Below are 20,945 nucleotides of genomic sequence, written 5' to 3'. Positions count from 1 at the left end.
TGCCTATGAATGTTAAACGTTAAAATTAATTGTTGTGAACAGCTCTTAAACAGTTGTGTAGGATATTTATTTATTGAAATAGAATATAATCAGCTAGTTAAAGAAGAGAATTAAGTGTTTAAGGGATAATATTTTTTTGGATAGGAGTACTGTGAAAAAGGTTTCTGTGCTAGATTTAAGAACGGTATAAATACAATAATACATGTCAACTGAAATAAACAATTATACACCTAAATTCAAGCTTATTCATCTACCTAAGTTATTGGTAAAAACCTTTAAGATATGGATAGATAAAGAGCCTTTTCAAATTAGTGCTGTAATTGCATATTATGCCATTTTATCATTACCTGGATTGTTAATTTTAATTTTGGAATTGGTTGGTGGTATTTGGGGAAAAGAGATTGTACAGGGCGAATTATATACTGAGATTTCTTCGGCAATGGGTTCGGATACGGCACAATCTATTCAAGATATCATTAAAAATCAAGGTAGCGAGCAAACTTCTTTAGTTGCTACATTATTAGGTATTGCGGTACTTATTTATGGTGCTACAGGGGTATTTTATCAGCTGCAGAATGCCTTAAATGATATTTGGGAAGCAAAACCTAAATACTCAAATGAGTTTTTGTCAACGTTGTTCATGCGCTTAAAAGGTTTTGGATTCATTCTTATTATAGGCTTTTTACTATTGGTAAGTTTTGTATTGACCTCGTTGTTGTCGGCATTTTCTACTCAACTCTCTAACTTATTGCCAGAAGGGATGCTAGAATTAGGTTTTGTTTTAGATTTACTATTGTCACTTGTGTTTATCTACTTATTATTTGGGGCAATGTTTAAATACTTGCCTAGCACCCATGTACGATGGAAAGCGGTTAAGGTTGGTGCAGCACTTACGGCACTTCTATTTTTAATAGGTAAGTATGCCTTGGCTTTCTATTTTGGTAAAGCAGAACCTGGCTCTACATATGGCGCGGCAGGTAGTATAATACTGGTTATGTTATGGGTATCTTACTCAAGCTTGATAGTTACCTTCGGAGCCCAGTTTACTAAAACTTATTCAGATAGGTATTTGAAGGAAGACTAAACTTCCTTCATTTTATCATTAATTTCCTTTAAACATAAATTACCAAGGCTACCTTCATGAGAATGGTGAATATCTCTTTTTGGGGTGAATGTACCTTCGTTAATTTCCATACCCATTTTCTTGTATGCATCTCTAAAAGGCATTCCATTTTGTACCAGTTCATTTAGGGTGTCTACACTAAATAGGTAATCATATTTTGGATCATCTAGAATACTGTCATTTACTTTAATTTCCTTAAGGCTAAAGGTCAAAATCTCTAAACAGGCTTTCATATCCTGTATGGCAGGAACAATAATTTCCTTTACCAATTGTAAATCTCTATGGTAACCACTTGGTAGGTTGTTGATAACCAAAGTCAATTGATTTGGAATGGATTGTAACTTATTACACTTACCACGTACCAATTCAAAAACATCAGGATTTTTCTTGTGTGGCATAATGCTAGAACCTGTAGTCAACTCATCTGGGAATGAGATGAAATCAAAATTCTGACTCATGTACAAACAGATATCCATAGCCATTTTAGACAAGGTCGCGGCAATATTGGCAATGCCAAAGGCCGTAGCTTTTTCTGCTTTTCCTCTACTCATTTGTGCAGCCACTACATTATACTTCATAGTTGCAAAACCCATTTCTTCAGTAGTGTAGCTTCGGTCTATGGCAAAAGAACTACCATAACCAGCGGCACTACCTAAAGGGTTTTGATCGGCAACTTTATAAGCTGCTTCAATAAAATAAAGGTCATCTATTAAGCTTTCTGCATAGGCGGAAAACCATAGTCCAAATGAGGAAGGCATTGCAATCTGTAAATGCGTGTATCCTGGTAACATGACATCCTTATGTTCTTGTGCTTTTACTAGCAAAAGATTGAAAAGCGATTTGGTCATCGACTTAATCTCGGTCAATTCGTCCTTTAAATATAGGTGCATTGCTACAAGAACTTGGTCGTTTCTAGAACGTGCCGTATGTATTTTTTTACCGGTATCACCCAGGCTTAAGGTAAGCAAGTATTCAATTTTAGAATGCATGTCCTCAAAGGAATTTTCAATAGTAAAAGTTCCTTTTTCAATACGTGCTGCAATATGGTCTAATTCATTTACTAGCTCTGCAGTTTCCTTAGGGGAAATCAGTCCTATTTTACCAAGCATTTTAGCATGCGCTTTAGAAGCTATTACGTCATATTTAGCTAAGTGTAGGTCTAATTCTCTATCATTTCCAACGGTGAAGTGGTCAATCTTTTTATCAGTGCTAAATCCTTTATCCCAGAGTTTCATATATTGTCAGTTATCAATTAGTAATTAAGCAGTGAACAATGCTTATTGGTAATTGGTTATTGTTAATGGTTATTTGAAAGGAAGCCTTTTAATATTTTAATATACAAATCTATTCCTTCTTCAATTTCATGTACATAGATAAATTCATTGGCAGAGTGGGAGCGAGTGCTGTCACCAGGACCTAGTTTCAGTGACTGGCAACTTAATGCTGCTTGATCAGAGAGTGTAGGTGAGCCATAAGTTGTTCTGCCTAATGCAATCCCCGATTTTACTAATGGATGATCTTTATCTATTTTCGACGAATTAAGGCGTAAAGATCGCTCCTTTAATTCGCATGGCGCATTCTTCTTCAGTAAATCTGCAATTTCTTTGTTGCTATAGGCATCATTTACACGAACATCAATTACCATATCAACTTGAGCCGGTACCACATTGTGTTGTGAACCTGCGTTAATTTGGGTAACGGTCATTTTTACATCTCCCAGGGCTTCAGAAGTTTTCTCAAATTTAAAGTTCTTAAACCATTCTAATGTTTTGATAGAATTATAGATGGAATTATCATCATTGGGATGTGCAGCGTGTGATGGAGTGCCCTTTACCATGGCATCAAAAACGACCAAACCTTTTTCGGCAATAGCAAGTAACATTAGTGTCGGTTCGCCAACAATAGCAACATCTATATGCGGAAGTTTTGGTAATAACCCACGTAAACTATTTTCACCTGCATTTTCTTCTTCTGCTGAAGCGACCATAAGAATATTATGGTTGAGGTTTTCATCATGGTAATAGTTTACGAAAGTTGCTAATAGAGATACCAATGGACCTCCAGCATCATTACTTCCTAATCCGAATAATTTTCCATCTTCAATGTGGGGCAAAAAAGGGTCTTTGGTATACGCTTTATTAGGTTTAACAGTATCGTGATGCGAGTTTAAAAGTAAGGTTGGTTTAGCATCGTCCCAGAATTTATTCTTCGCAATAACGTTGTTAAGATCTCTTTCTGTAGGGATGTCGTATTTAGCCAACCAAGCTTGAATAGCATTGGCAGTTTTGTCTTCTTCCTTAGAAAAAGATTCTATTGAAATAAGTTCCTTTAATAAAGATATGGCACTTTCCGTAAGTTCTGTTTGGTTCATCTTATAGTTGTATTGTCGTGAACAGTTCTGTTTTTGTATCTAGCATCGTAACATCACCCAAGCATACTTTTGCTACTTTATTGTTTAATGCATGAAAGCAATTATGAAGTTTTGGTAGCATTCCATCTGCAATGATACCGTCAGATAAGAGCTTTTGATAGGTGTTGGAATCAATATGTTTAACAACACTGTTTTCATCGGCAATATCCATTAAAACCCCTTTTTTCTCAAAGCAATAATACAAGGTTGTTTCATAGGTCGATGCCATGCCGATTGCAATTTCAGAAGCAATGGTATCTGCATTGGTATTCAGTAATTGCCCGGCTCCGTCATGCGATAACGCACAGAATATAGGGGTTAAATCGGCAGATAAAAGTTTGGTCAATAGTTCTGAATTTACTCCATCAATATCACCAACAAATCCATAATCAATTTCCTTAACGGGGCGTTTATGTGCCTGTATGCTATCACCATCTGCACCACTTAAGCCAATAGCGTTCGTATTTTTTGCTTGTAATTGAGCAACGATTTTTTTGTTTGCCAATCCGCCATAAACCATGGTAATGATATCTACGGTTTCCGCATCGGTAATACGCCTACCATCTATCATTTTGGATTCAATGCCTAGTTTTGTAGCTAATTGAGTAGCCAATTTACCACCGCCGTGCACTAATATTTTTAATCCTTCAATTTTGGAAAATGCAGTAAGAAAGATATCTAAGGCTTTTTCATCTTCAATGACATTACCACCAATTTTTACAACACTTAATTTACTTTTCATAATCGGCAAATTTAAACATGAGAACCATGGCTATAATAAGAATAATGTTGCTTACGGGACCCATGTACGTTTTCCAATGCGCGGTGCTGTGGTCAATATCTGCCATATTCACGACAAATAAGATTAGGGCAAATAAAGCGATGCCTATGTAAATCCACTTATTAATTTTCATTGCTTTCCAATATTTTTTTTAGCACCAATTGTGCTGCGTATGTTCTGTTATTCGCTTGTTCTATGACCAAAGACTGATTGCTATCTAAAACTTCATCTGCAACCACTACATTTCTACGCACCGGTAGGCAATGCATAAATTTAGCTTTCCCTAATTTCTTAAGGGTCATTTGCCAGTTAGAATCTTGAGATTTTATTTGACCATAGTCATTATAACTGCTCCAGTTTTTTACATATACGAAATCGGCATTTTCTAGCGCCTTTTCTTGGTCGTGCTCAATAGTACAATCTTTAGTAATGTTTGGGTCTAGCTCATATCCTTGCGGATGTGTAATTACAAATTCAGCATTTTGCTTCTGCATCATTTGAATAAAAGAATTGGCAACAGCATGCGGCAAAGCTCTAGGGTGTGGTGCCCATGACAAAACTACCTTTGGGTTGTTCTTAAAGTTATGTTCTTCTAAAGTAATGGCATCGGTTAGTGCTTGTAACGGGTGCCCAACAGAACTTTCCATATTTACGATAGGTACAGAAGCGTATGTTTTAAATCCGTTTAAAACTTCCTCGGCTTCGTCCAATTCTTTATCTTTTAAGCCTGCAAAAGCACGTATTGCAATGATGTCGCAATATTGAGAAATTACCTGTGCAGCTTCTTTAATATGCTCAGAAGTACCTTGGTCCATAATAGTGCCATCGGCATATTCTAAAGCCCAACCTTCGCTACCAAAGTTCATGACAATGACTTCTATACCTAAATTCATCGCTGCTTTCTGAGTGCTTAAGCGCGTACGAAGTGAGTTATTGAAAAATAGTAAACCTATAGTTTTATCACTTCCTAGAGCTTTATGTTTTTTAGGTTCCTCTTTTAAGGCAATTGCTTCTTTTACCCAGGTAGATAAAGAATCGATATCGTTTATAGAAAGATAATTCATGATGCTTTAATTTTTGTAAATGTGCTGTTGTTATCAATGGCGTCAGTAATGAAATGATCTTTTAAACCATTGGTGATCCAAGTTTCTATACCTGCTTTTTGGGCGATGGTGGCTGCATCTAATTTTGATTGCATACCCCCTGTGCCATGGGTAGATTTAGATTCGCCAATTTCTTTTAATAGGGTACTTAGATCGGATACTGTTTCAATGGTTTTTGGAGTAGAAGTCGATAAGGAAGACTTCGTATATATTCCATCAGTATTAGTAGCGATAATTAGAATATCCGCAGATAAAAGAGAAGCTGTTAATCCGGCTAATTTATCGTTATCACCAAACTTAATTTCATCTGTTGCTACCGTGTCGTTTTCATTAATGATGGGGATAAAATTATTAGCGACCAGAACGTTTATCGTGTTTTTAATATTCACTCTAGTTTGTTCCTTTTCAAAATCGGAATAAGACAACAAACATTGAGAAGTAAAAAGACCTAATTCTCTGAAATTCTCTTGAAAAATACGCATAAGATGTGGCTGACCAATAGATGCGAGCGCTTGCTTAACATTAATTTCTTCACCGTTATGTTCAATCTTAACGAATTGCTTAGCTGCGGCGATAGCACCAGAACTCACTATGATGAATTCATATTGATCTTTTAGTGCAGCTATTTGCCTACCAATATCTTCTATTTTGCCACGAGAAATATGGTCAGTGTCCTTGGTTAAGGTATTGGAACCTAATTTCAATAAAATTCTCTTTTTCAACATGCTAATTCTGATTTTGTCAGGCTTATTTTATTTTTCCTAACTCCTTTTTTCAGGTCTCGACGGCGCTCGACCGGACACAATAATTATTCGTTTTACGAACAACGAACAACGAACAACGAACAACCAATCACCTATCTTACTTGTCCATTTCCTTTAACGTACCATTTATTGGTAACCAAATGCTGCAAGCCAATGGGACCGCGTTGGTGTAATTTGTCAGTACTTATAGCTAGTTCACCACCTAATCCAAATTGTCCGCCATCAGTAAAGCGGGTAGATGCATTATGGTATACTGCAGCCGTGTCAACTGATTGCATGAAAATATCTGCCTCTTCTTCGTCTTTTGTGATGATAGCAGCAGAATGTCCACCACCGTAAGTGTTGATCAATTGTATAGCTTCATCAACATCAGGCACTTGCCCAATGACAATTTTATAATCTAAAAATTCTTCATACCAGACCAAATCATTTTCCATTTGAGAAGTATCATCCATACCGGCTAGTTTTGCATCGGTCAATATTTCTACATTATGCTTCTTTAAGGTTTGTATCAAGTGACTTAAAAATTCAGCCTTACGAGGTAAATCTCTAGAAATAAGTACCTTGTCCACCGCATTACAAGCCGATATTTTAGTCGTCTTTGCGTTTACAATAACATCAAGTGCCAATTGCAAATCTGCATCTTGAGAAACATATACAAAGTTGTTGCCACGCCCACTTACAATTACGGGGCACTTAGCATGTTGTTTTACAAAAGCGATTAATTTTTCGCCACCACGTGGAACTATTAAATCTAATTTTTGGGTTGGGTTTTCTAAAAACTGTTGTGTTTCTACTCTAGAGTAATTTAGGTAGGTCACCCAATCTGTAGCACAGTCGCAAGATTCCAATGCTTTATGCCAAAGGTTGACCAGGACTAAGTTTGAGTTTAGCGACTCTTTTCCTCCTTTTAATAAAATTTTGTTTCCAGATTTAAAAGCAATTCCTGCAGCTTCAATAGTCACGTCCGGTCTAGATTCATAAATGATCATAATAGTGCCGAACGGAGCCGTTTTATTACTGATTTCTAAACCGTTGTCATGCGTAAATTGAAAACGTTCTACATGCAAAGGGTCAGGTAGGGAAGCTAACTTTTTTAAGGAAGAAACCATTTCTGCTACCTTGTCCTTATTTACCTTTAAGCGATCGATCATGGCAATGTCGCCTGATTCAAAAGAATTTAAATCTTTCTCATTAGCAGAGATTAAAATAGATTCCTCTTGTTGCACCAATTCTGCCATACGTTTTAATACGGCATTTCTTTTTTCTAAACTAAGTGTTGTTTTCATGATAATACAGTCTTAAGAGCTGTGAAGAACACGTCTAAATCTTGTTTTGTAATATTCAAAGCAGGTAAAATTCTAAGTACCGTTTTATCTTTTGCTCCACCGGTAAACAAGTGTTGTTCGTGGATTAATTTTTTGCGTAAATCGGCAACTTGAAAATCGAATTCCAATCCTAACATTAATCCCCTTCCTTTTACTCGTTTTACTTGCGGAATTTCTTTTGCCTTTTCATTAAAATACACTCCCAGCTCTTGCGCGTTGGTTATCAAGTTTTCTTTTTCAATAACTTCAAGTACAGCCAAAGTAGCTACACATGCCAGGTGGTTTCCACCAAAAGTGGTTCCTAACATTCCGTATTTTGCTTTAATGTTCTCATGAATTAGAATACCGCCAACAGGAAATCCATTACCCATTCCTTTTGCAATACTAATAATATCCGGTTTTATATTGTGATGTTGAAATCCGAAGAATTTACCACTTCTGCCAAAGCCACATTGCACCTCGTCGGCAATTAATAGCGCATCATTTTCTTTACATAGCGCTGCTACTTTTTGTAAAAATTCGGTAGTAGGCTCATCTAATCCGCCTACACCTTGTATAGATTCTATGATTACGGCACAGACATTCTTTGAAATTTCCCGTTCAAAACCTTTAATGTCGTTTAGGTCAAGAAAGACAACTTCGTGTTGCTGATTTAATTCGGCATTTATAGATGGATTGTCTGTTGCCGCTACTGCAGCAGAAGTTCGTCCATGAAAACCATTATTAAAGGCGATAACTTTAGATTTACCAGTAGCGAAAGAAGCCATTTTAAGCGCATTCTCATTTGCCTCGGCACCAGAATTACATAAAAATAAGTTATAATCTTCGCAACCAGAAACTACACCTAGTTTTTCAGCAAGTTCTACTTGAAGCGGGTTTTGTACCGCATTACTATAAAATCCTATTTTATCTAATTGACCTTTAAGGCGCTTCACATAATGTGGGTGCGAATGTCCTATGGATATTACGGCATGCCCACCGTAATAGTCTAAATAGTCTTCACCTTTGTCATCGGTCACCACAATACCTTTTGCGGAAACAGGAGTAACATTATATAGTGGGTAAACGTCGAATAATTTCATAATTCAATAGCATCAATTTTAATAGTGAATTGGTTTTGTTGGCTGGTGTTACTTCGTTTTAAATTCAGTAATCTTATCGTAAGAGGCAATTATACCTTGTATTAAAGAAGAGCTTAAACCTTGGTGCTCCATTTCATTTAAACCGGTTATGGTACAGCCCATTGGTGTTGTTACCCGATCAATCTCTTCTTCGGGATGATTGCCAGAATCTATTAATAAGCTTGCGGCACCATTACAGGTATGCATGGCTAGTTCTTGAGCCTCTTTAGCATCAAAACCTAATTGTATGGCACCTTGCGTGGTTGCACGAATTAGACGCATCCAAAAAGCCACACCACTTGCGCAAATAACTGTTGCAGCTTGCATTTGACTTTCAGGTATTTCCATAGAATGCCCCATTCTGTTGAAAATTGCTTTTGTAAGCTCTATTCGTTTTTTCCCTTTTTCATTGCTACAAATACAGGTCATAGATTTACCAACTGAGATTGCGGTATTTGGCATACTTCTAACAATGTAATTATCCGTACCTATAACTGCCTCTATTTTTTCGATCCCAAAACCTGTTATCGTAGATATGATCACATGATTTTCGGTCAATAAATCTTTTACACTTTCTAATATTGCAACAAAATGAACGGGCTGTACCGCAAATATTAGAATGTCTGAATTTTGTACCGCCAAGCGATTATCGTTTGTAACGGTAACCTTGTCAAATTTTTCAAAATCAGCAATAGATTTGATGTCTCTTTTAGTAAGGTACATACTAGTGGCACCATTACTTTTTAGAATTCCGTTTGCTATAGAAAGTCCTAAATTACCTGCACCTATAATCGCTATTTTCATGTTTTATGTTTTTCTTGTACCAATTGCATAGTACTTTTTAAATTGTTTTTAAAAGACACCTGCTTTTAGGTTCAAGCCTAAATTTTCTTCTAATCCAAAAATTAAATTCATATTCTGTACCGCTTGCCCAGATGCACCTTTTAGGAGGTTGTCAATTGCCGATGTAATCAATAAAATATCTTCATGTTTATGTAAATGAATATGGCATTGATTGGTATTTACCACCTGTTTCAGGTTGATAGGTTCATCAGAAATTTGTGTAAATACGGCATCCTTATAATATTCTTGATAGATTTTTTTGGCATCTTCTAAACTGCCTTCAAATTTGGTATAAGTAGTCGCTAAAATTCCACGAGTGAAATTCCCTCTATTTGGCATAAAAAATAGATTGCCCGTATTCTCTTGTAGGGAGTGCAAACTCTCATTTATTTCACCCAAATGTTGATGGGTAAAAGGCTTGTACCAGCTTATATTATTATTTCTCCATGAAAAATGAGAAGTTGCGGACGGACTAACACCTGCGCCTGTACTGCCAGTTACGGCATTTATATGAACTTCATTTTCCAGTAGATTTGCTTTTGCCAATGGCAGCAACGCTAATTGAATAGCAGTAGCAAAACAACCAGGGTTGGCAATGTATTTTGCGTTCTCAATATCAGATTTAAATAATTCTGGCAACCCGTATACAAATTGTTTTCCATCGAAATCGGAATCGGCATCAAGTCTGAAATCATTACTTAAATCGATGATTACTGTTTTCGAAGAAAAGTCATGTGCCTTTAAGAATGCGGTAGAGTTTCCATGACCTAGACATAGAAAAACAACATCTATAGCAAGGTTAACTTCTCCTGTAAATTCTAGGTCAGTAGTCCCTAGCAAATCCGGATGCGCGGTGGTTACTTTTTTTCCAGCCCTTGTAGTACTGAAAACAAAATCTATTTCCGTTGCGGGATGATTCAATAAGATGCGAATAAGCTCCCCACCAGTATAACCAGAACCACCAATAATACCTGCTTTAATCATAATGTTCTTTTCTGAATAAGTATTAAGTACGAAGTACTTGAATAACACTTTTAATCTTTTTACTTAATACTCATTACTTAATACTATTTTTTCTAACTATATATCCCCATTAACATGGTTATATATCTTCCCTGAATTAGAAAGTATTTTTATAAAGCCTTTTGCATCATCTGCGGTCCAACCTTTATTTACTTCACCGTATTTACCGAAAGCATCTGTCATTAAATCGTGTTCAGATGAAATACCGTGTAGTCTAAACTGAAAAGGATATAAGCCGACAAAAACATCTCCTGAAACCGTTTTTTGAGTATCGGTCAAAAAGGTTTCTATATTTCTCATGACAGGATCAAGGTAATTACCTTCATGCAACAACATTCCGTAGAAATTACCTTGTTGTTCTTTTTGGTATTGTTGCCATTTTGTAAGCGTATGCTTTTCTAGTAAATGGTGTGCTTTTATAATGATTAGAGATGCGGGAGCCTCAAAACCAACTCTTCCTTTAGTCCCAATAATTGTATCGCCAACGTGGATATCTCTACCAATAGCGTACTTTGAAGCTAATGCCTCAAGTTTTTCAATATTAGCAACGGGAGAATTTTTTTCTCCATCAATAGCAACTAGCTCTCCTTTTTCGAAAGTCAGTTTTACGTCCGTAGGGTTCTTTTCTTGTAACTGACTTGGGTAAGCATTATCTGGCAATGCTTTTTCAGAAGTCAAAGTTTCTTCGCCACCAACAGATGTTCCCCAAAGTCCTCTGTTAATAGAGTATTTAGCTTTTTCCCAAGGGTAATCTACTCCGTTTTCTTTAAGGTATGCAATCTCTTCTTCTCTTGCTAATTTATTATCTCTAATAGGAGTGATGATCTCGATTTCTGGAGCAATGATTTGAAAAATCATATCGAAACGAACTTGGTCATTTCCAGCTCCTGTACTACCGTGAGCGATGTAGCCTGCACCTACTTTTTTCGCATAGTTTACAATTTCAATTGCCTGTACAATACGTTCGGCACTTACAGAAAGTGGGTAGGTATTGTTTTTTAATACGTTACCGAAAATAAGATACTTTACTACTTTGTCATAAAAAGTCTGTACGGCGTCTATTGAGGTATATGACGATGCCCCTAATTCGATTGCTTTTTTCTCGATTTCTTTTATTTCATCCGAAGAAAATCCACCAGTGTTTACACTTACTGCATGAACTTCAAACCCTTTGTCTTTTGATAAATGTTTAGCGCAATAAGATGTATCTAATCCGCCGCTGTATGCTAGTACTAATTTTTTCATTTTAATATGTTCAAATCCGGTGATACCGGGTAATTATTGTTTTAGTTTTATAGAGCTAGAAAAGAGAGGTTAGAAAAAAGACAAGAGAAAAAAGATTTTATAAATCAGCTATTTCACTACTCTCAATATTTATTTTTTAACTTCTATACTCTATACTCTATACTCTATACTCTATACTCTATACTCTATACTCTATACTCTATACTCTATACTCTATACTCTATACTCTATACTCTATACTCTATACTCTTATTTCTTTTTTAGAAACAAACTCTCTTTAATACTTTTTAACCTTGTAAAAGCTTTGCCGTTCATTTCTCTTGACTCTTCAGTTTTTTTCTTGGTAGCGCCATCATAAAGCATACCTGTACATAAGCACATTTTTTGCTCTGTTCTTGTAAGAATATCAAAGTTTTTGCAGGTTTGACAACCTTTCCAGAATTCTGGGTCATCTGTCAATTCAGAAAATGTAACCGGTTTGTAACCTAGTTCGTAGTTAATTTTCATAACTGCCAAGCCGGTAGTGATACCAAATATTTTAGCATCTGGAAACTTCTCTCTACTAAGATCAAAAATCTTAGCTTTTATTTTCTTAGCTAGCCCCTGACCTCTGTAGTCTGGGTGTACTATGAGTCCGGAGTTGGCCACAAATTTCTCATGTCCCCAAATTTCAATATAGCAGAAGCCTGCAAATTTGTCTCCGTCCAATGCAAGAACAGCATTGCCGTTAGCTAGTTTTTTCTGAATATAATCAGGAGTACGTTTTGCAATACCTGTACCACGTACTTTAGCGGAGTCCGCTATGGTGTCGCAAATATCCTGAGCGTATTTAAAATGTGATTCGTTAGCAACAATTAAGTTCATTGCCAGTTAGATTTAAAAGTGTAAAAAAAGTTTTGATTTGTTGTGCGGAAATGGACTCACCTAATTCCATAATTATATCTTACCCTTACGGGCGACGGCGGCGAGCTATGAACGGACGCGTAAGAGCAGGAATGCTCTCGTTGCTATATAATATGTAGTTGTTTTCGTTCATTACGGGGTAAATGTACAAATTATATTTATTTGACATCACACATTGTATAATTTTTACAAAAACTTCACTTTTTGTTATTATGTGCAACAATTTCATAAACAATGTAGCCGTACACTGAAATATACTCAATGGCAAGAAGCCAAAGGTTTTCTTTGAAATCTGCCTGAGAATAGGCGAAGTAGCTCAGTACAATGGCTGCAGACCAAATGATGGCATATCTGTAGGTTGTAAAAATAGAAAGCAGCACCAGAAAAATAACGTACCATGGGTGTACGGTAGTAGATACAAAATAGTAGATGGTCAATACCCACATCATTGACCAGAGAACTCTGTTTAAATCATACCTTTTTGGTAAAAATGTGAATAGACCAACAGTGGCTATGGTAAATAACGGTGTAATTTTGCCGTATTCCTTAATAAATTCCCACGGCTTTGCATCAAAATGTATGGCAGTTTTTTTAGCGATGTTATAGATGCTTGCATTGAATTCAAAATTAGAAAACCATAGTTTTATAGTCTTAGAATAGTTGTCTATAAATTCTGGGGTATTAAATGGAAGAAAAAGTACAATAGATGTTATGCCAATGATAGCGTAGAAAACGATGCTTTTTTTCCATCCTAAGTACTTAAGAAAAAGCGGTAAAAATAATAGGGGTACGAGCTTTATTGAAATAGAACAAGCTATAACTACACCTGCAGTTTTCCATTTATCTATAGATAATAAAAATAGGGCTAGAATAAAGAAAAACAGCATTACCCCTTCAAAATGGAGATTGCCTGTGAGTTCTACAATAACCAAGGGATTTAAGAAGTACCAGAATATTAAATGCGGTGATCTGTTCAGGTTTTTTAGCAGCTTTCTACCAAAATAGAATACACCTATGTCTGCAAGAATAATAATGGCACGCATGGCAAATAAAGAGCCGAATATACTTTTACCGCCAACAAATGCCGCAATAGCAAAAATAAGCTGGTTCAAAGGTGGGTAATTACTATAATGCCGCGCACTTAAACTGCCCATGCCCTCATATAGTATATCGGCATTCGGTATCATAGATACCATATTTTCCATTAATTGATCTGGTGTGTTTAAATAGGGGTTGGCGCCGCTAGAGACCAAATGACCGTCCCAAATGAACCTATAAAAATCTTGAGAAAGATTGGGTTCTATAAATAGAAAAATTAATCTAAAAATAATTCCAATACCTAATAAGAACCTGAAATTCAGTTTTTCAAACTGTATCAATTTAAAACAGAAAAAGAAAAGTGCGACAAAAAGAGAGAGCAATTTTATAAAATCGGTTCGATCTAAATGATAGGCGAAGGTGTAGTAAAATACAAAACTTAAAACTGCCAATATCAAGGAAACTTTGTGGAGTTTCATGTAATTTTTAAAGGTAATCGGCATTAGGGGTCTGGGTTTAGTAACAGGTCAATTTACTGGTTTTTATTGAAAAATGATTTCAATTGCCCATCAATTTTCCTAAAAGTTCTTTCATTATTTTTGCGGCCAAGTAAGCGGTCATGTCATGAAAATCTCTATCAGGGTTATATTCTACAATATCCGCACCTACTACTTCGGTATCTATGCTATGAATTAAGTCTAAAACTTGTCGTGATGAGAGTCCGCCAGGCTCGTGATGAGAAACTCCAGGTGCAAAAGCAGGATCAAAGCCATCCATATCTAAAGAAATGTAAAGAGGATTATTGAATTTAGGTATCGCGTTTAAATCTAAATTCCGCATTTCATGAACATCAACATCGTATTTTTTTGCTTGATCAGCCTGATGCGGATTTAAAGTGCGAATACCGACTTGCACCAATTTTACAGCAAAACCGCTTTCCATAATCCGTGCAAAAGGGCATGCGTGAGAATAAGGGTCCCCTTCGTATTCATGATACAGATCTGCATGCGCATCAATATGTAAGATATCTAGTTTTTGGTAGTACTCGTTAAAAGCCTTGATAATGGGGAAAGTGACAGAATGGTCTCCGCCTAAAGAAAGTAGTTTAGAACCAGCATCTAGGTTGTTTTTGGTAATGGTCTCAATATCAAAATACTCATTAATGGTAAAATCACCCTTGTCCGTAATGGCATCGTTTTCTATGGATACCCCAAGTTCTGTATACAAGTTCATTGAATCGCTGTATAATGCTTTTCTAATGAGGTCAGGAGCTTTCGCCGGACCTTGTTGAAAAGAGGATTTGGCATCCCAATTAATTCCTTGAATAACAATATCTTTCATAATAACGTTTTAGGCTTTTATATTAAATTAATACATGGTATTCGGGTTCTTGGATTTCTCGGGAATTTGCTGAATAGCATCCCAATGTTCGCATATTTTTCCTTCTGCATCAAACCTAAAGAAATCCATGGTCACGTATTGATCATTTCCTGGCCAAGTTTGGTGCGTGTGTAGTGAAACTAAATCGCCTTCTGCAATACAGCGTACAAATTCAATAGATTTTTCTGGGTATTCTGCCTGCATACGTTCAAAATAATCAATAAAACCTTGTGTGCCATTGGCAACGTCTGGGTTGTGTTGAATATATTCACTGCCTACATATTTCTCGATGGCTGATTTTGGATTACCCAAGTATGCTGTTCTGTAAAATGCTATGGCATTTTCTTTGTTTTTCTGTAAATCCATACTTAAAATTTAGTCCTCAAAGATTTCAGTGATTGCAAGTTTTGATTTTTTAAACTCATTGGGCAGGTCAATAAAAGCTTCAATGGTGAAGCTAAATTTGCTGTTTCCTTCAAAAATCCAATAATTGCCTTCTAATTTACCGTTTTCGCTTGTGGTATGCTCTCTTGGAATGTTATTAATAAAATATTGATTCTTTTCTTTATTATACCAGATACCCAAGGCACGCAAATCATCTTCGTCAGTGTAATTAAAAGAAATGCGTGGTGCTATGGCTCCTTCATTATTTTCAATAGTCACATTTTTATTGGTGAAATTTTCTAACTCTTTAGCCCATGGCAGTTTGTTTTCATTCCAATTTGCTAATTGCTCCCATTGTGCCAAGATAAGAGCAGTGTCTTTTTCGGTTTGAATTATGGTAAAAAGGTTTTCTTGAACAATCTCAATTTTGTGTTTTTCAGGATATATGGACACAATGGTTTTGTCTGAAGCAATTCTGCTGTTTTCAATACCAAAGAACGAACCTAAAAGAAAGAATATGATTTTTACTTGTTCCGTTTATTTGAATTTTTATGCTAATGAAAATACATTTTTCTGAATTCCATTGGGGTCATTCCTGCGTTAGATTTAAAGAATTTTGAAAAATAGGCATAATCAGAAAACTCTAGAGTATCTGCTATGTTGGCAAGGTTATCATTAGAATGAACAATTAAGCGTTTAGCTTCTAGCATAATACGTTCAGAAATTAAAGTACTCGTAGTTTTGTTAATGGTTTTGCGCACCACTCTATTCAAGTGTTTGGTTGTAATATTGAGTTTGTCAGCATAGAATTTAGGTAATTTTTCAGTGTAAAAGTGTGTGTTTATCAACTTTTCTAGATGCTCAAGTATGTTGATATAGCTACTAGAGCTTAACTTTTCTATAACAATATCTGCAGTATATGCGCGCGTAAATTCTATGTATAAATAATGTATCAGACTAGTGATTTTTGCCTCTCTTAATAAGTTTTCTTCTCTGTACTCCGTAAAAAGCTCTTGAAAAACAGTGGAAAGGTGATTTAATTTATTTTGGGATAACTGAAGCAATGGCGGGTTCTGGTTAGAATAATAGAAAGGAAAAGAATTTAAAGAGTGATCCAAAAATTTAAGTTCATAAAATTCTTGAGAGTGAAAAAAAATATAACCTTCTGGTTGCGATTCAAATTTCCAGAAATGTGTTTGTCCTGGTTTTAAGAAAAAGACTTTTCCTGACTCTATGGAGTAGGTATCGAAATCAATTTCATGCGTACCGCTACCTTTTGTAAAAATAACACACAGGTAAAAGTTATGGCTGTGAGGTTTGCTAATTAGGTGCTTATTAATTTGAATATGCTGCGCAAAAGAGTTTATATAAAGACTATCTAAAGGCTTATTCTTTAAAAACTGACTAATATGTAAAACAGGAATCTTCATAAGAATGTCCTAAAAGTACAAATATTGGGGCTAATGATACGACTGAATCATATGTTTTAGGTCTTAATTTTGCAGTATTAAATTAGAGGTCATGAGTAAAGTGTTAGATATTATAAAATGCAAATGTCCTAATTGCAAAGAAGGAAAGGTGTTTAAAGATCAGGGCAATATTCTATTACTAAGAATGCCCAAAATGAATGAGAGGTGCACGGAATGTAACTTTAAGTTTGAGCGCGAAACAGGTTTCTTTTTTGGTGCAATGTTTGTGAGTTATGCGCTGGCTGTTGCGCAAATGATAGTGTGTTTAGTGTTGTTTTGGCATTTTATAGATTTATCACCTATTCCTGTTTTTGCCATTATAGCTACGGTGACATTGTTGTTAAGTACAGTGAATTTTAGACTATCTAGAGCAATTTGGATTTATATTTTTTATAAAGATTAATGGTCGTAGTAATTTGGGAGACATATTTCTTTTACCGTGTTGAAATCTCTTATGATTATTTTGCTTAGTATTTTTTAAACCAAATAAAGGGTAACACCCAAACGGATAAACTATTAATTAAACTTGGAGTAATAGTATTATTAATAGGTTTTAAAAGTAGCTGTCATCTAATAGGGTCATTTATATTAGATTTTATAACCACCTAAAATCTATTTGTAACAGTCTAGGTTACTATGAATAGGAATACTTGTATGCAAATTGTTTTTTTTGTTCGGTGTTTTCGGTGGTGATATTTAATTTATATTAACTTATTTTGAACTTCTAAGTATGATAGAAATTATATGAAGGAGGATAAGAAGAGGATTGCAAAAACACCATGGCCAACAAAAGATGCTATGCAACAAGTCTATGAAAAGAACTTGTGGGGTAGTGGTGGTGAATATTTTTATTCTGGTGAAGGTTCGCATAAACCAGAAATTGTAAAACCTTATGTAGAGAAATTAATTGCTTTTTTAAGTTCATTTGAAAAACTAATTTCAGTATGTGATTTAGGTTGCGGGGATTTTAATGTGGGAAAAGAATTGGTGGGCCACGCCAAGAATTTTATTGCGGTGGATATTGTTCCAGAACTAATTGAACGTAACAAAGAAAAATATAAAGCTCCTAATTTGGAATTTCTATGTCTAGATGTCGCTAAAGACACTTTGCCCAATACAGATTGTGCTATTCTTCGTCAAGTGTTACAGCATATCTCTAATGATGAGGTAAAGCAGGTTGCGACTAAACTTGTTAATTACAAGTATGTAATAGTAACAGAACATCTTCCTAATAAAGATTTTACACCTAATGTAGATATTATCTCAGGTCAAGGTACTCGTTTAAAAAAGCATAGTGGCATCAATCTTTTGTTGGCACCATTTAATTTGAAAGTTGTAGCCCAGCGCGAACTTTTAAAAGTCGTAGATGAACATGGTATTATTGTAACTGTATTATATAAGATGTATTGATTTATTAATCCTGATAAATGTCATAGTATTAATCTACGTTGTTATCTAGCTTTGGTGGTATCATAAAAACAAACGTAGATGAGCAAAGTAGAGATAAATCAAGGAGAGATAAAAGTAAAATTTAATGAACCAACTTCTGGTAAATTGTCTTTTGAACAATTAGGTATTTCTAGTGAGGGAGCCTCTTTAGAAGGCGGATTGCTTCGTTTGGTTTTTGATTTAGAAGGTATTGGTGAGCATGATTATTATCAAGTGCCAACTTTAGAGTTGTTTTACGAAGAAAATATGTCAGAAACACATTGGGTGTGTGAATTTAACGGAAAAACCATTCTTGATAAATTAGACCATTACGGTCATTCAACTATTTTATTATTGAACAGAAAGGTGTTGAGTGAGTTAGAACAACATCATGAAAATGTTTTGATAGTTCATGCAGAATTTCCGCAACCAGCTAAATTGAATTTGAAAGAATCTTCTATTCGTCTATTCAAATAAAGAAGTTTATATTTTTAAAAAGGATAGCGAAAGGTTTGTTGGTTTTATAGTGGTAGTTCAACGCAAGCAGACCCGTTAGATTGTTGTTTAGTTCACAGGTCATTTTCGCTATCCTTCTTTTTTGCAGTTTCTTGTTTCATATATCCAAGAGCCCAAATAAGAATTCCGGTCCAAAAAAACAGTTGATTATATTGGGTAATTTCAGGTATGGGATCCTCTCCAAAAACTCCCATTTCCATAAATTGAAATATAAGACCGATTATAACGATTACTAAAGCGATATAAACTGCTGTATTCGGTTTTTTCATACAATATTTTATTTTCTGGAAACAAAAAGTAAAAAACCACCAATTATTAAAGTAATCAGAAAGGGTAAATACTTCAAGTGTGTATTATCTCTTTTGCCTATTGGCGCTTCCCATTTTCCTTCTTTTAAAGTAAGGGTTAGTTCGTGTTGATTATCGCGCTGTAAAGTAAATTTTTCTTTCGGAAATCCATCCAATAAAAATACAACAACAGATTGACTGTTGTATAGGTCTTTGAACAATTCATTTTTTAAGTAGATGTGATTTATTTCTTTAGGTAGACCAACTAGCTCTGAAACTATCTTGGTCTCATGACCTAAGAACACTTGTGAATTTTTGAATTGAAGGGTAATGTTATCGTTAAGAACAATAGCGAATCTAGACTCAAAAAGTTGAAGAACTAAATCTTGAAATTCTTCTGGAGATGCATAGGCACCTTCCCCGTTTACATAATTTACCTCTTGTTGAAAAGCCGTTAAAGAGCTGTTTAATTGCATAACAATTTGCCCATTTTCCGTTTTCGAAATAATTATACTTGAAAAATCTGGATTATGGGCAAAAAGCACATTGCTTACCAAGAGAAAAGCAGTAAGAAAAAGTGGTAAAAGAAGTTTTTTACATAGCATAAACACCACGTAAACCGTCAATGAAATTGTTGCTTCCAGCCTTGTCTACATGGTAATGGTAACCTCTAATTTCGTCGTAGTGACCTCTAAATTCATCTAAGTCCGTAGCTTCGTTACCATCGGCATCCGTATTGGCATAAATTGGGTACCCGTCCATGGCATAGCCTATCATTGGAGCGTGATTATCTTCTTGCGCTATTTTTTTAGAAACACCTGTTGCCGCATGGTAGTGATAACCTTCGTGTAAGTTAATATGTCCGCCGGCATCATCAAAAGGAGCAATAGTGTAAGCCGCTAAGATATTATCTACAGGTGCAGGTGCGTTGAAAACAACACCGTTAAAAGCTAAACCTCTATTGGAAGGTCCCATGCCTTCTCCGCCTGGTGGTGGTCCTTTAGGTCTTTCTCCATCTTTTGGGCGCTCAGGTCTTTCATGGCCATCTTCACCGCCGTTTGGAGGCCCTGATCTAAAAGCATATCCTTCAGGTGCTTTTTTAGGAGTAACCGGTATATAATATGTATGCGTCATACCAGTGATGTAAGATGGTAAGCATTCTACACAAAAGTTTTTATATTCTTCGCCAACATTTGGGTCTGCGGCATCATTACATTCTGCCTTGGTCTTGGTTTTAGTGATTTCACCTGTGGTCTTATCATAAAGCATCCAAGTATCATCATTAAAAAGTGTTCCTAAATTTTTAATGAACTCGCCATCAATATCGTAGATTTCTCCTTCTACTGCCCAAACACCACCTTTAGAGGCATCATCAGAAATATTATCTGGACACCATGGTCCCATTTCATGCTCTGAAGGTGTGCCAGAAGTGACAATTTTGTAACAATCAGCGGTAGAACCATCAGACATTTCTTTACTGACAATAGATATGGGTTCAACTAGACCGCCAGGAAGAAAATTTTCTTTATTGACCGAAATGGTGACTTCTGTATTTGTTTCTGTATTAGATTTTGACTTTGTGTCTTTACACGCCATAAGAATGAATACAAATACAGGTATCGCTAAAATTTTAAGATGATGTTTTATCATAACTCCCTTCTTGTGGTTAGTACTATAAAGTTAAGAACTTTGAATGTATTGGTGTTTATTATATCAACTTATCTGTCGGGAAAGAGCCTAATTTATATTATTACTAATGAATAGTACTTCAAATTTTATAATAATCTAAATCAGACATT

24 protein-coding genes are annotated in these 20,945 nt (G+C 35.5%); 4 read left to right on the top strand and 20 right to left on the bottom strand.

Annotated features, from left to right (window positions below; genetic code table 11):
• Positions 1 to 202: 202 nt before the first annotated feature.
• The gene (locus tag UH1x_RS06340) at positions 203 to 1,084 is read left to right on the top strand and encodes a YihY/virulence factor BrkB family protein (RefSeq protein ID WP_482625811.1); all 882 of its coding nucleotides are present in this window, start codon (positions 203 to 205) and stop codon (positions 1,082 to 1,084) included.
• Here the strand turns inward: UH1x_RS06340 and argH are convergent.
• The 17 genes from argH to UH1x_RS06255 form a co-directional block, all read right to left on the bottom strand.
• Positions 1,081 to 2,358 carry an argininosuccinate lyase gene (gene argH / locus UH1x_RS06335; protein WP_482625810.1) on the bottom strand — a complete coding sequence of 426 codons (1,278 nt, stop codon included), beginning with the start codon at positions 2,356 to 2,358 and terminating at the stop codon, positions 1,081 to 1,083. The two genes, UH1x_RS06340 and argH, sit on opposite strands and share 4 nt — an antisense overlap.
• A 62-nt stretch (positions 2,359 to 2,420) precedes the next feature.
• On the bottom strand, positions 2,421 to 3,494 hold the full coding sequence (locus tag UH1x_RS06330; protein ID WP_482625809.1) for a M20 family metallo-hydrolase: 1,074 nt from the start codon (positions 3,492 to 3,494) through the stop codon (positions 2,421 to 2,423).
• A gap of 1 nt (position 3,495) precedes the next feature.
• Positions 3,496 to 4,275, bottom strand: a complete 780-nt coding sequence (gene argB / locus UH1x_RS06325; RefSeq protein ID WP_482625808.1) for an acetylglutamate kinase — start codon at positions 4,273 to 4,275, stop codon at positions 3,496 to 3,498.
• Positions 4,265 to 4,447 (bottom strand): hypothetical protein, encoded by a 183-nt coding sequence (locus UH1x_RS06320; RefSeq protein ID WP_405412614.1) that lies wholly within the window; start codon positions 4,445 to 4,447, stop codon positions 4,265 to 4,267. Before UH1x_RS06320 ends, argB begins: the two co-directional genes overlap by 11 nt.
• Positions 4,437 to 5,378 (bottom strand): Rossmann-fold NAD(P)-binding domain-containing protein, encoded by a 942-nt coding sequence (locus tag UH1x_RS06315; RefSeq protein WP_482625807.1) that lies wholly within the window; start codon positions 5,376 to 5,378, stop codon positions 4,437 to 4,439. The genes UH1x_RS06320 and UH1x_RS06315 overlap by 11 nt, the downstream gene beginning before the upstream one ends.
• Positions 5,375 to 6,142, bottom strand: a complete 768-nt coding sequence (gene proB / locus UH1x_RS06310) for a glutamate 5-kinase (protein WP_482625806.1) — start codon at positions 6,140 to 6,142, stop codon at positions 5,375 to 5,377. Before proB ends, UH1x_RS06315 begins: the two co-directional genes overlap by 4 nt.
• 131 nt (positions 6,143 to 6,273) lie before the next feature.
• Complete coding sequence (locus UH1x_RS06305; protein ID WP_482625805.1) at positions 6,274 to 7,470, bottom strand: glutamate-5-semialdehyde dehydrogenase; 1,197 nt, start codon at positions 7,468 to 7,470, stop codon at positions 6,274 to 6,276.
• Positions 7,467 to 8,591, bottom strand: coding sequence for an aspartate aminotransferase family protein (locus tag UH1x_RS06300; RefSeq protein WP_482625804.1), 1,125 nt, complete (start codon positions 8,589 to 8,591; stop codon positions 7,467 to 7,469). Before UH1x_RS06300 ends, UH1x_RS06305 begins: the two co-directional genes overlap by 4 nt.
• A gap of 48 nt (positions 8,592 to 8,639) precedes the next feature.
• Positions 8,640 to 9,434, bottom strand: a complete 795-nt coding sequence (gene proC, locus UH1x_RS06295; RefSeq protein ID WP_482625803.1) for a pyrroline-5-carboxylate reductase — start codon at positions 9,432 to 9,434, stop codon at positions 8,640 to 8,642.
• A 48-nt stretch (positions 9,435 to 9,482) separates the two neighbouring features.
• On the bottom strand, positions 9,483 to 10,457 hold the full coding sequence (gene argC / locus UH1x_RS06290; protein ID WP_482625802.1) for an N-acetyl-gamma-glutamyl-phosphate reductase: 975 nt from the start codon (positions 10,455 to 10,457) through the stop codon (positions 9,483 to 9,485).
• Between the two features lie 96 nt (positions 10,458 to 10,553).
• Positions 10,554 to 11,741, bottom strand: coding sequence for an argininosuccinate synthase (argG, locus tag UH1x_RS06285; RefSeq protein ID WP_482625801.1), 1,188 nt, complete (start codon positions 11,739 to 11,741; stop codon positions 10,554 to 10,556).
• 249 nt (positions 11,742 to 11,990) lie between these two features.
• Positions 11,991 to 12,605, bottom strand: coding sequence for a GNAT family N-acetyltransferase (locus UH1x_RS06280; RefSeq protein ID WP_482625800.1), 615 nt, complete (start codon positions 12,603 to 12,605; stop codon positions 11,991 to 11,993).
• Between the two features lie 236 nt (positions 12,606 to 12,841).
• Entirely contained in the window at positions 12,842 to 14,161 is a 1,320-nt protein-coding gene (locus UH1x_RS06275; RefSeq protein WP_482625799.1) for an MptA/MptB family glycosyltransferase, read from the bottom strand.
• Between the two features lie 79 nt (positions 14,162 to 14,240).
• On the bottom strand, positions 14,241 to 15,023 hold the full coding sequence (speB, locus tag UH1x_RS06270) for an agmatinase (protein ID WP_482625798.1): 783 nt from the start codon (positions 15,021 to 15,023) through the stop codon (positions 14,241 to 14,243).
• A gap of 27 nt (positions 15,024 to 15,050) precedes the next feature.
• Positions 15,051 to 15,428 (bottom strand): nuclear transport factor 2 family protein, encoded by a 378-nt coding sequence (locus tag UH1x_RS06265; RefSeq protein WP_036156876.1) that lies wholly within the window; start codon positions 15,426 to 15,428, stop codon positions 15,051 to 15,053.
• 9 nt (positions 15,429 to 15,437) lie between these two features.
• A complete protein-coding gene (locus UH1x_RS06260; RefSeq protein ID WP_482625797.1) occupies positions 15,438 to 15,899 on the bottom strand; it encodes a hypothetical protein in 462 nt (153 codons plus the stop codon).
• 101 nt (positions 15,900 to 16,000) lie between these two features.
• Entirely contained in the window at positions 16,001 to 16,876 is an 876-nt protein-coding gene (locus UH1x_RS06255; protein WP_482625796.1) for a helix-turn-helix domain-containing protein, read from the bottom strand.
• A 91-nt stretch (positions 16,877 to 16,967) separates the two neighbouring features.
• Between UH1x_RS06255 and UH1x_RS06250 the strand changes: the two genes are divergently transcribed.
• From UH1x_RS06250 to UH1x_RS06240, 3 genes are all read left to right on the top strand, one after another.
• Positions 16,968 to 17,318, top strand: a complete 351-nt coding sequence (locus tag UH1x_RS06250) for a DUF983 domain-containing protein (protein ID WP_482625795.1) — start codon at positions 16,968 to 16,970, stop codon at positions 17,316 to 17,318.
• A gap of 341 nt (positions 17,319 to 17,659) precedes the next feature.
• Entirely contained in the window at positions 17,660 to 18,325 is a 666-nt protein-coding gene (locus UH1x_RS06245) for a class I SAM-dependent methyltransferase (protein WP_482625794.1), read from the top strand.
• A gap of 78 nt (positions 18,326 to 18,403) precedes the next feature.
• Entirely contained in the window at positions 18,404 to 18,820 is a 417-nt protein-coding gene (locus UH1x_RS06240; RefSeq protein ID WP_482625793.1) for a hypothetical protein, read from the top strand.
• A 92-nt stretch (positions 18,821 to 18,912) separates the two neighbouring features.
• On the opposite strand, the gene UH1x_RS06235 is transcribed toward UH1x_RS06240, so the two are convergent.
• Genes UH1x_RS06235 through UH1x_RS06225 form a run of 3 tightly spaced genes read right to left on the bottom strand, consistent with a single transcriptional unit; the run spans position 18,913 to position 20,796 of the window.
• Positions 18,913 to 19,128 (bottom strand): hypothetical protein, encoded by a 216-nt coding sequence (locus UH1x_RS06235; RefSeq protein WP_482625792.1) that lies wholly within the window; start codon positions 19,126 to 19,128, stop codon positions 18,913 to 18,915.
• 8 nt (positions 19,129 to 19,136) lie between these two features.
• The gene (locus tag UH1x_RS06230; protein ID WP_482625791.1) at positions 19,137 to 19,751 is read right to left on the bottom strand and encodes a hypothetical protein; all 615 of its coding nucleotides are present in this window, start codon (positions 19,749 to 19,751) and stop codon (positions 19,137 to 19,139) included.
• Positions 19,741 to 20,796, bottom strand: coding sequence for a YHYH protein (locus UH1x_RS06225; protein ID WP_482625790.1), 1,056 nt, complete (start codon positions 20,794 to 20,796; stop codon positions 19,741 to 19,743). Before UH1x_RS06225 ends, UH1x_RS06230 begins: the two co-directional genes overlap by 11 nt.
• Positions 20,797 to 20,945 lie beyond the last annotated feature (149 nt).

The organism is Maribacter sp. UH1 (assembly GCF_056839145.1).
The sequence above is the reverse complement of the archived record's forward strand: the minus strand, read 5'-3'. Positions and strand labels throughout refer to the sequence as shown.

What these genes read in the sequence shown, in the direction of transcription:
- UH1x_RS06340 (WP_482625811.1), top strand. Translation starts at nt 203, where the DNA reads ATGTCAACTGAAATAAACAATTATACACCTAAATTCAAGCTTATTCAT.
- argH (WP_482625810.1), bottom strand. Translation starts at nt 2,358, where the DNA reads ATGAAACTCTGGGATAAAGGATTTAGCACTGATAAAAAGATTGACCAC.
- UH1x_RS06330 (WP_482625809.1), bottom strand. Translation starts at nt 3,494, where the DNA reads ATGAACCAAACAGAACTTACGGAAAGTGCCATATCTTTATTAAAGGAA.
- argB (WP_482625808.1), bottom strand. Translation starts at nt 4,275, where the DNA reads ATGAAAAGTAAATTAAGTGTTGTAAAAATTGGTGGTAATGTCATTGAA.
- UH1x_RS06320 (WP_405412614.1), bottom strand. Translation starts at nt 4,447, where the DNA reads ATGAAAATTAATAAGTGGATTTACATAGGCATCGCTTTATTTGCCCTA.
- UH1x_RS06315 (WP_482625807.1), bottom strand. Translation starts at nt 5,378, where the DNA reads ATGAATTATCTTTCTATAAACGATATCGATTCTTTATCTACCTGGGTA.
- proB (WP_482625806.1), bottom strand. Translation starts at nt 6,142, where the DNA reads ATGTTGAAAAAGAGAATTTTATTGAAATTAGGTTCCAATACCTTAACC.
- UH1x_RS06305 (WP_482625805.1), bottom strand. Translation starts at nt 7,470, where the DNA reads ATGAAAACAACACTTAGTTTAGAAAAAAGAAATGCCGTATTAAAACGT.
- UH1x_RS06300 (WP_482625804.1), bottom strand. Translation starts at nt 8,591, where the DNA reads ATGAAATTATTCGACGTTTACCCACTATATAATGTTACTCCTGTTTCC.
- proC (WP_482625803.1), bottom strand. Translation starts at nt 9,434, where the DNA reads ATGAAAATAGCGATTATAGGTGCAGGTAATTTAGGACTTTCTATAGCA.
- argC (WP_482625802.1), bottom strand. Translation starts at nt 10,457, where the DNA reads ATGATTAAAGCAGGTATTATTGGTGGTTCTGGTTATACTGGTGGGGAG.
- argG (WP_482625801.1), bottom strand. Translation starts at nt 11,741, where the DNA reads ATGAAAAAATTAGTACTAGCATACAGCGGCGGATTAGATACATCTTAT.
- UH1x_RS06280 (WP_482625800.1), bottom strand. Translation starts at nt 12,605, where the DNA reads ATGAACTTAATTGTTGCTAACGAATCACATTTTAAATACGCTCAGGAT.
- UH1x_RS06275 (WP_482625799.1), bottom strand. Translation starts at nt 14,161, where the DNA reads ATGAAACTCCACAAAGTTTCCTTGATATTGGCAGTTTTAAGTTTTGTA.
- speB (WP_482625798.1), bottom strand. Translation starts at nt 15,023, where the DNA reads ATGAAAGATATTGTTATTCAAGGAATTAATTGGGATGCCAAATCCTCT.
- UH1x_RS06265 (WP_036156876.1), bottom strand. Translation starts at nt 15,428, where the DNA reads ATGGATTTACAGAAAAACAAAGAAAATGCCATAGCATTTTACAGAACA.
- UH1x_RS06255 (WP_482625796.1), bottom strand. Translation starts at nt 16,876, where the DNA reads ATGAAGATTCCTGTTTTACATATTAGTCAGTTTTTAAAGAATAAGCCT.
- UH1x_RS06250 (WP_482625795.1), top strand. Translation starts at nt 16,968, where the DNA reads ATGAGTAAAGTGTTAGATATTATAAAATGCAAATGTCCTAATTGCAAA.
- UH1x_RS06245 (WP_482625794.1), top strand. Translation starts at nt 17,660, where the DNA reads ATGAAGGAGGATAAGAAGAGGATTGCAAAAACACCATGGCCAACAAAA.
- UH1x_RS06240 (WP_482625793.1), top strand. Translation starts at nt 18,404, where the DNA reads ATGAGCAAAGTAGAGATAAATCAAGGAGAGATAAAAGTAAAATTTAAT.
- UH1x_RS06235 (WP_482625792.1), bottom strand. Translation starts at nt 19,128, where the DNA reads ATGAAAAAACCGAATACAGCAGTTTATATCGCTTTAGTAATCGTTATA.
- UH1x_RS06230 (WP_482625791.1), bottom strand. Translation starts at nt 19,751, where the DNA reads ATGCTATGTAAAAAACTTCTTTTACCACTTTTTCTTACTGCTTTTCTC.
- UH1x_RS06225 (WP_482625790.1), bottom strand. Translation starts at nt 20,796, where the DNA reads ATGATAAAACATCATCTTAAAATTTTAGCGATACCTGTATTTGTATTC.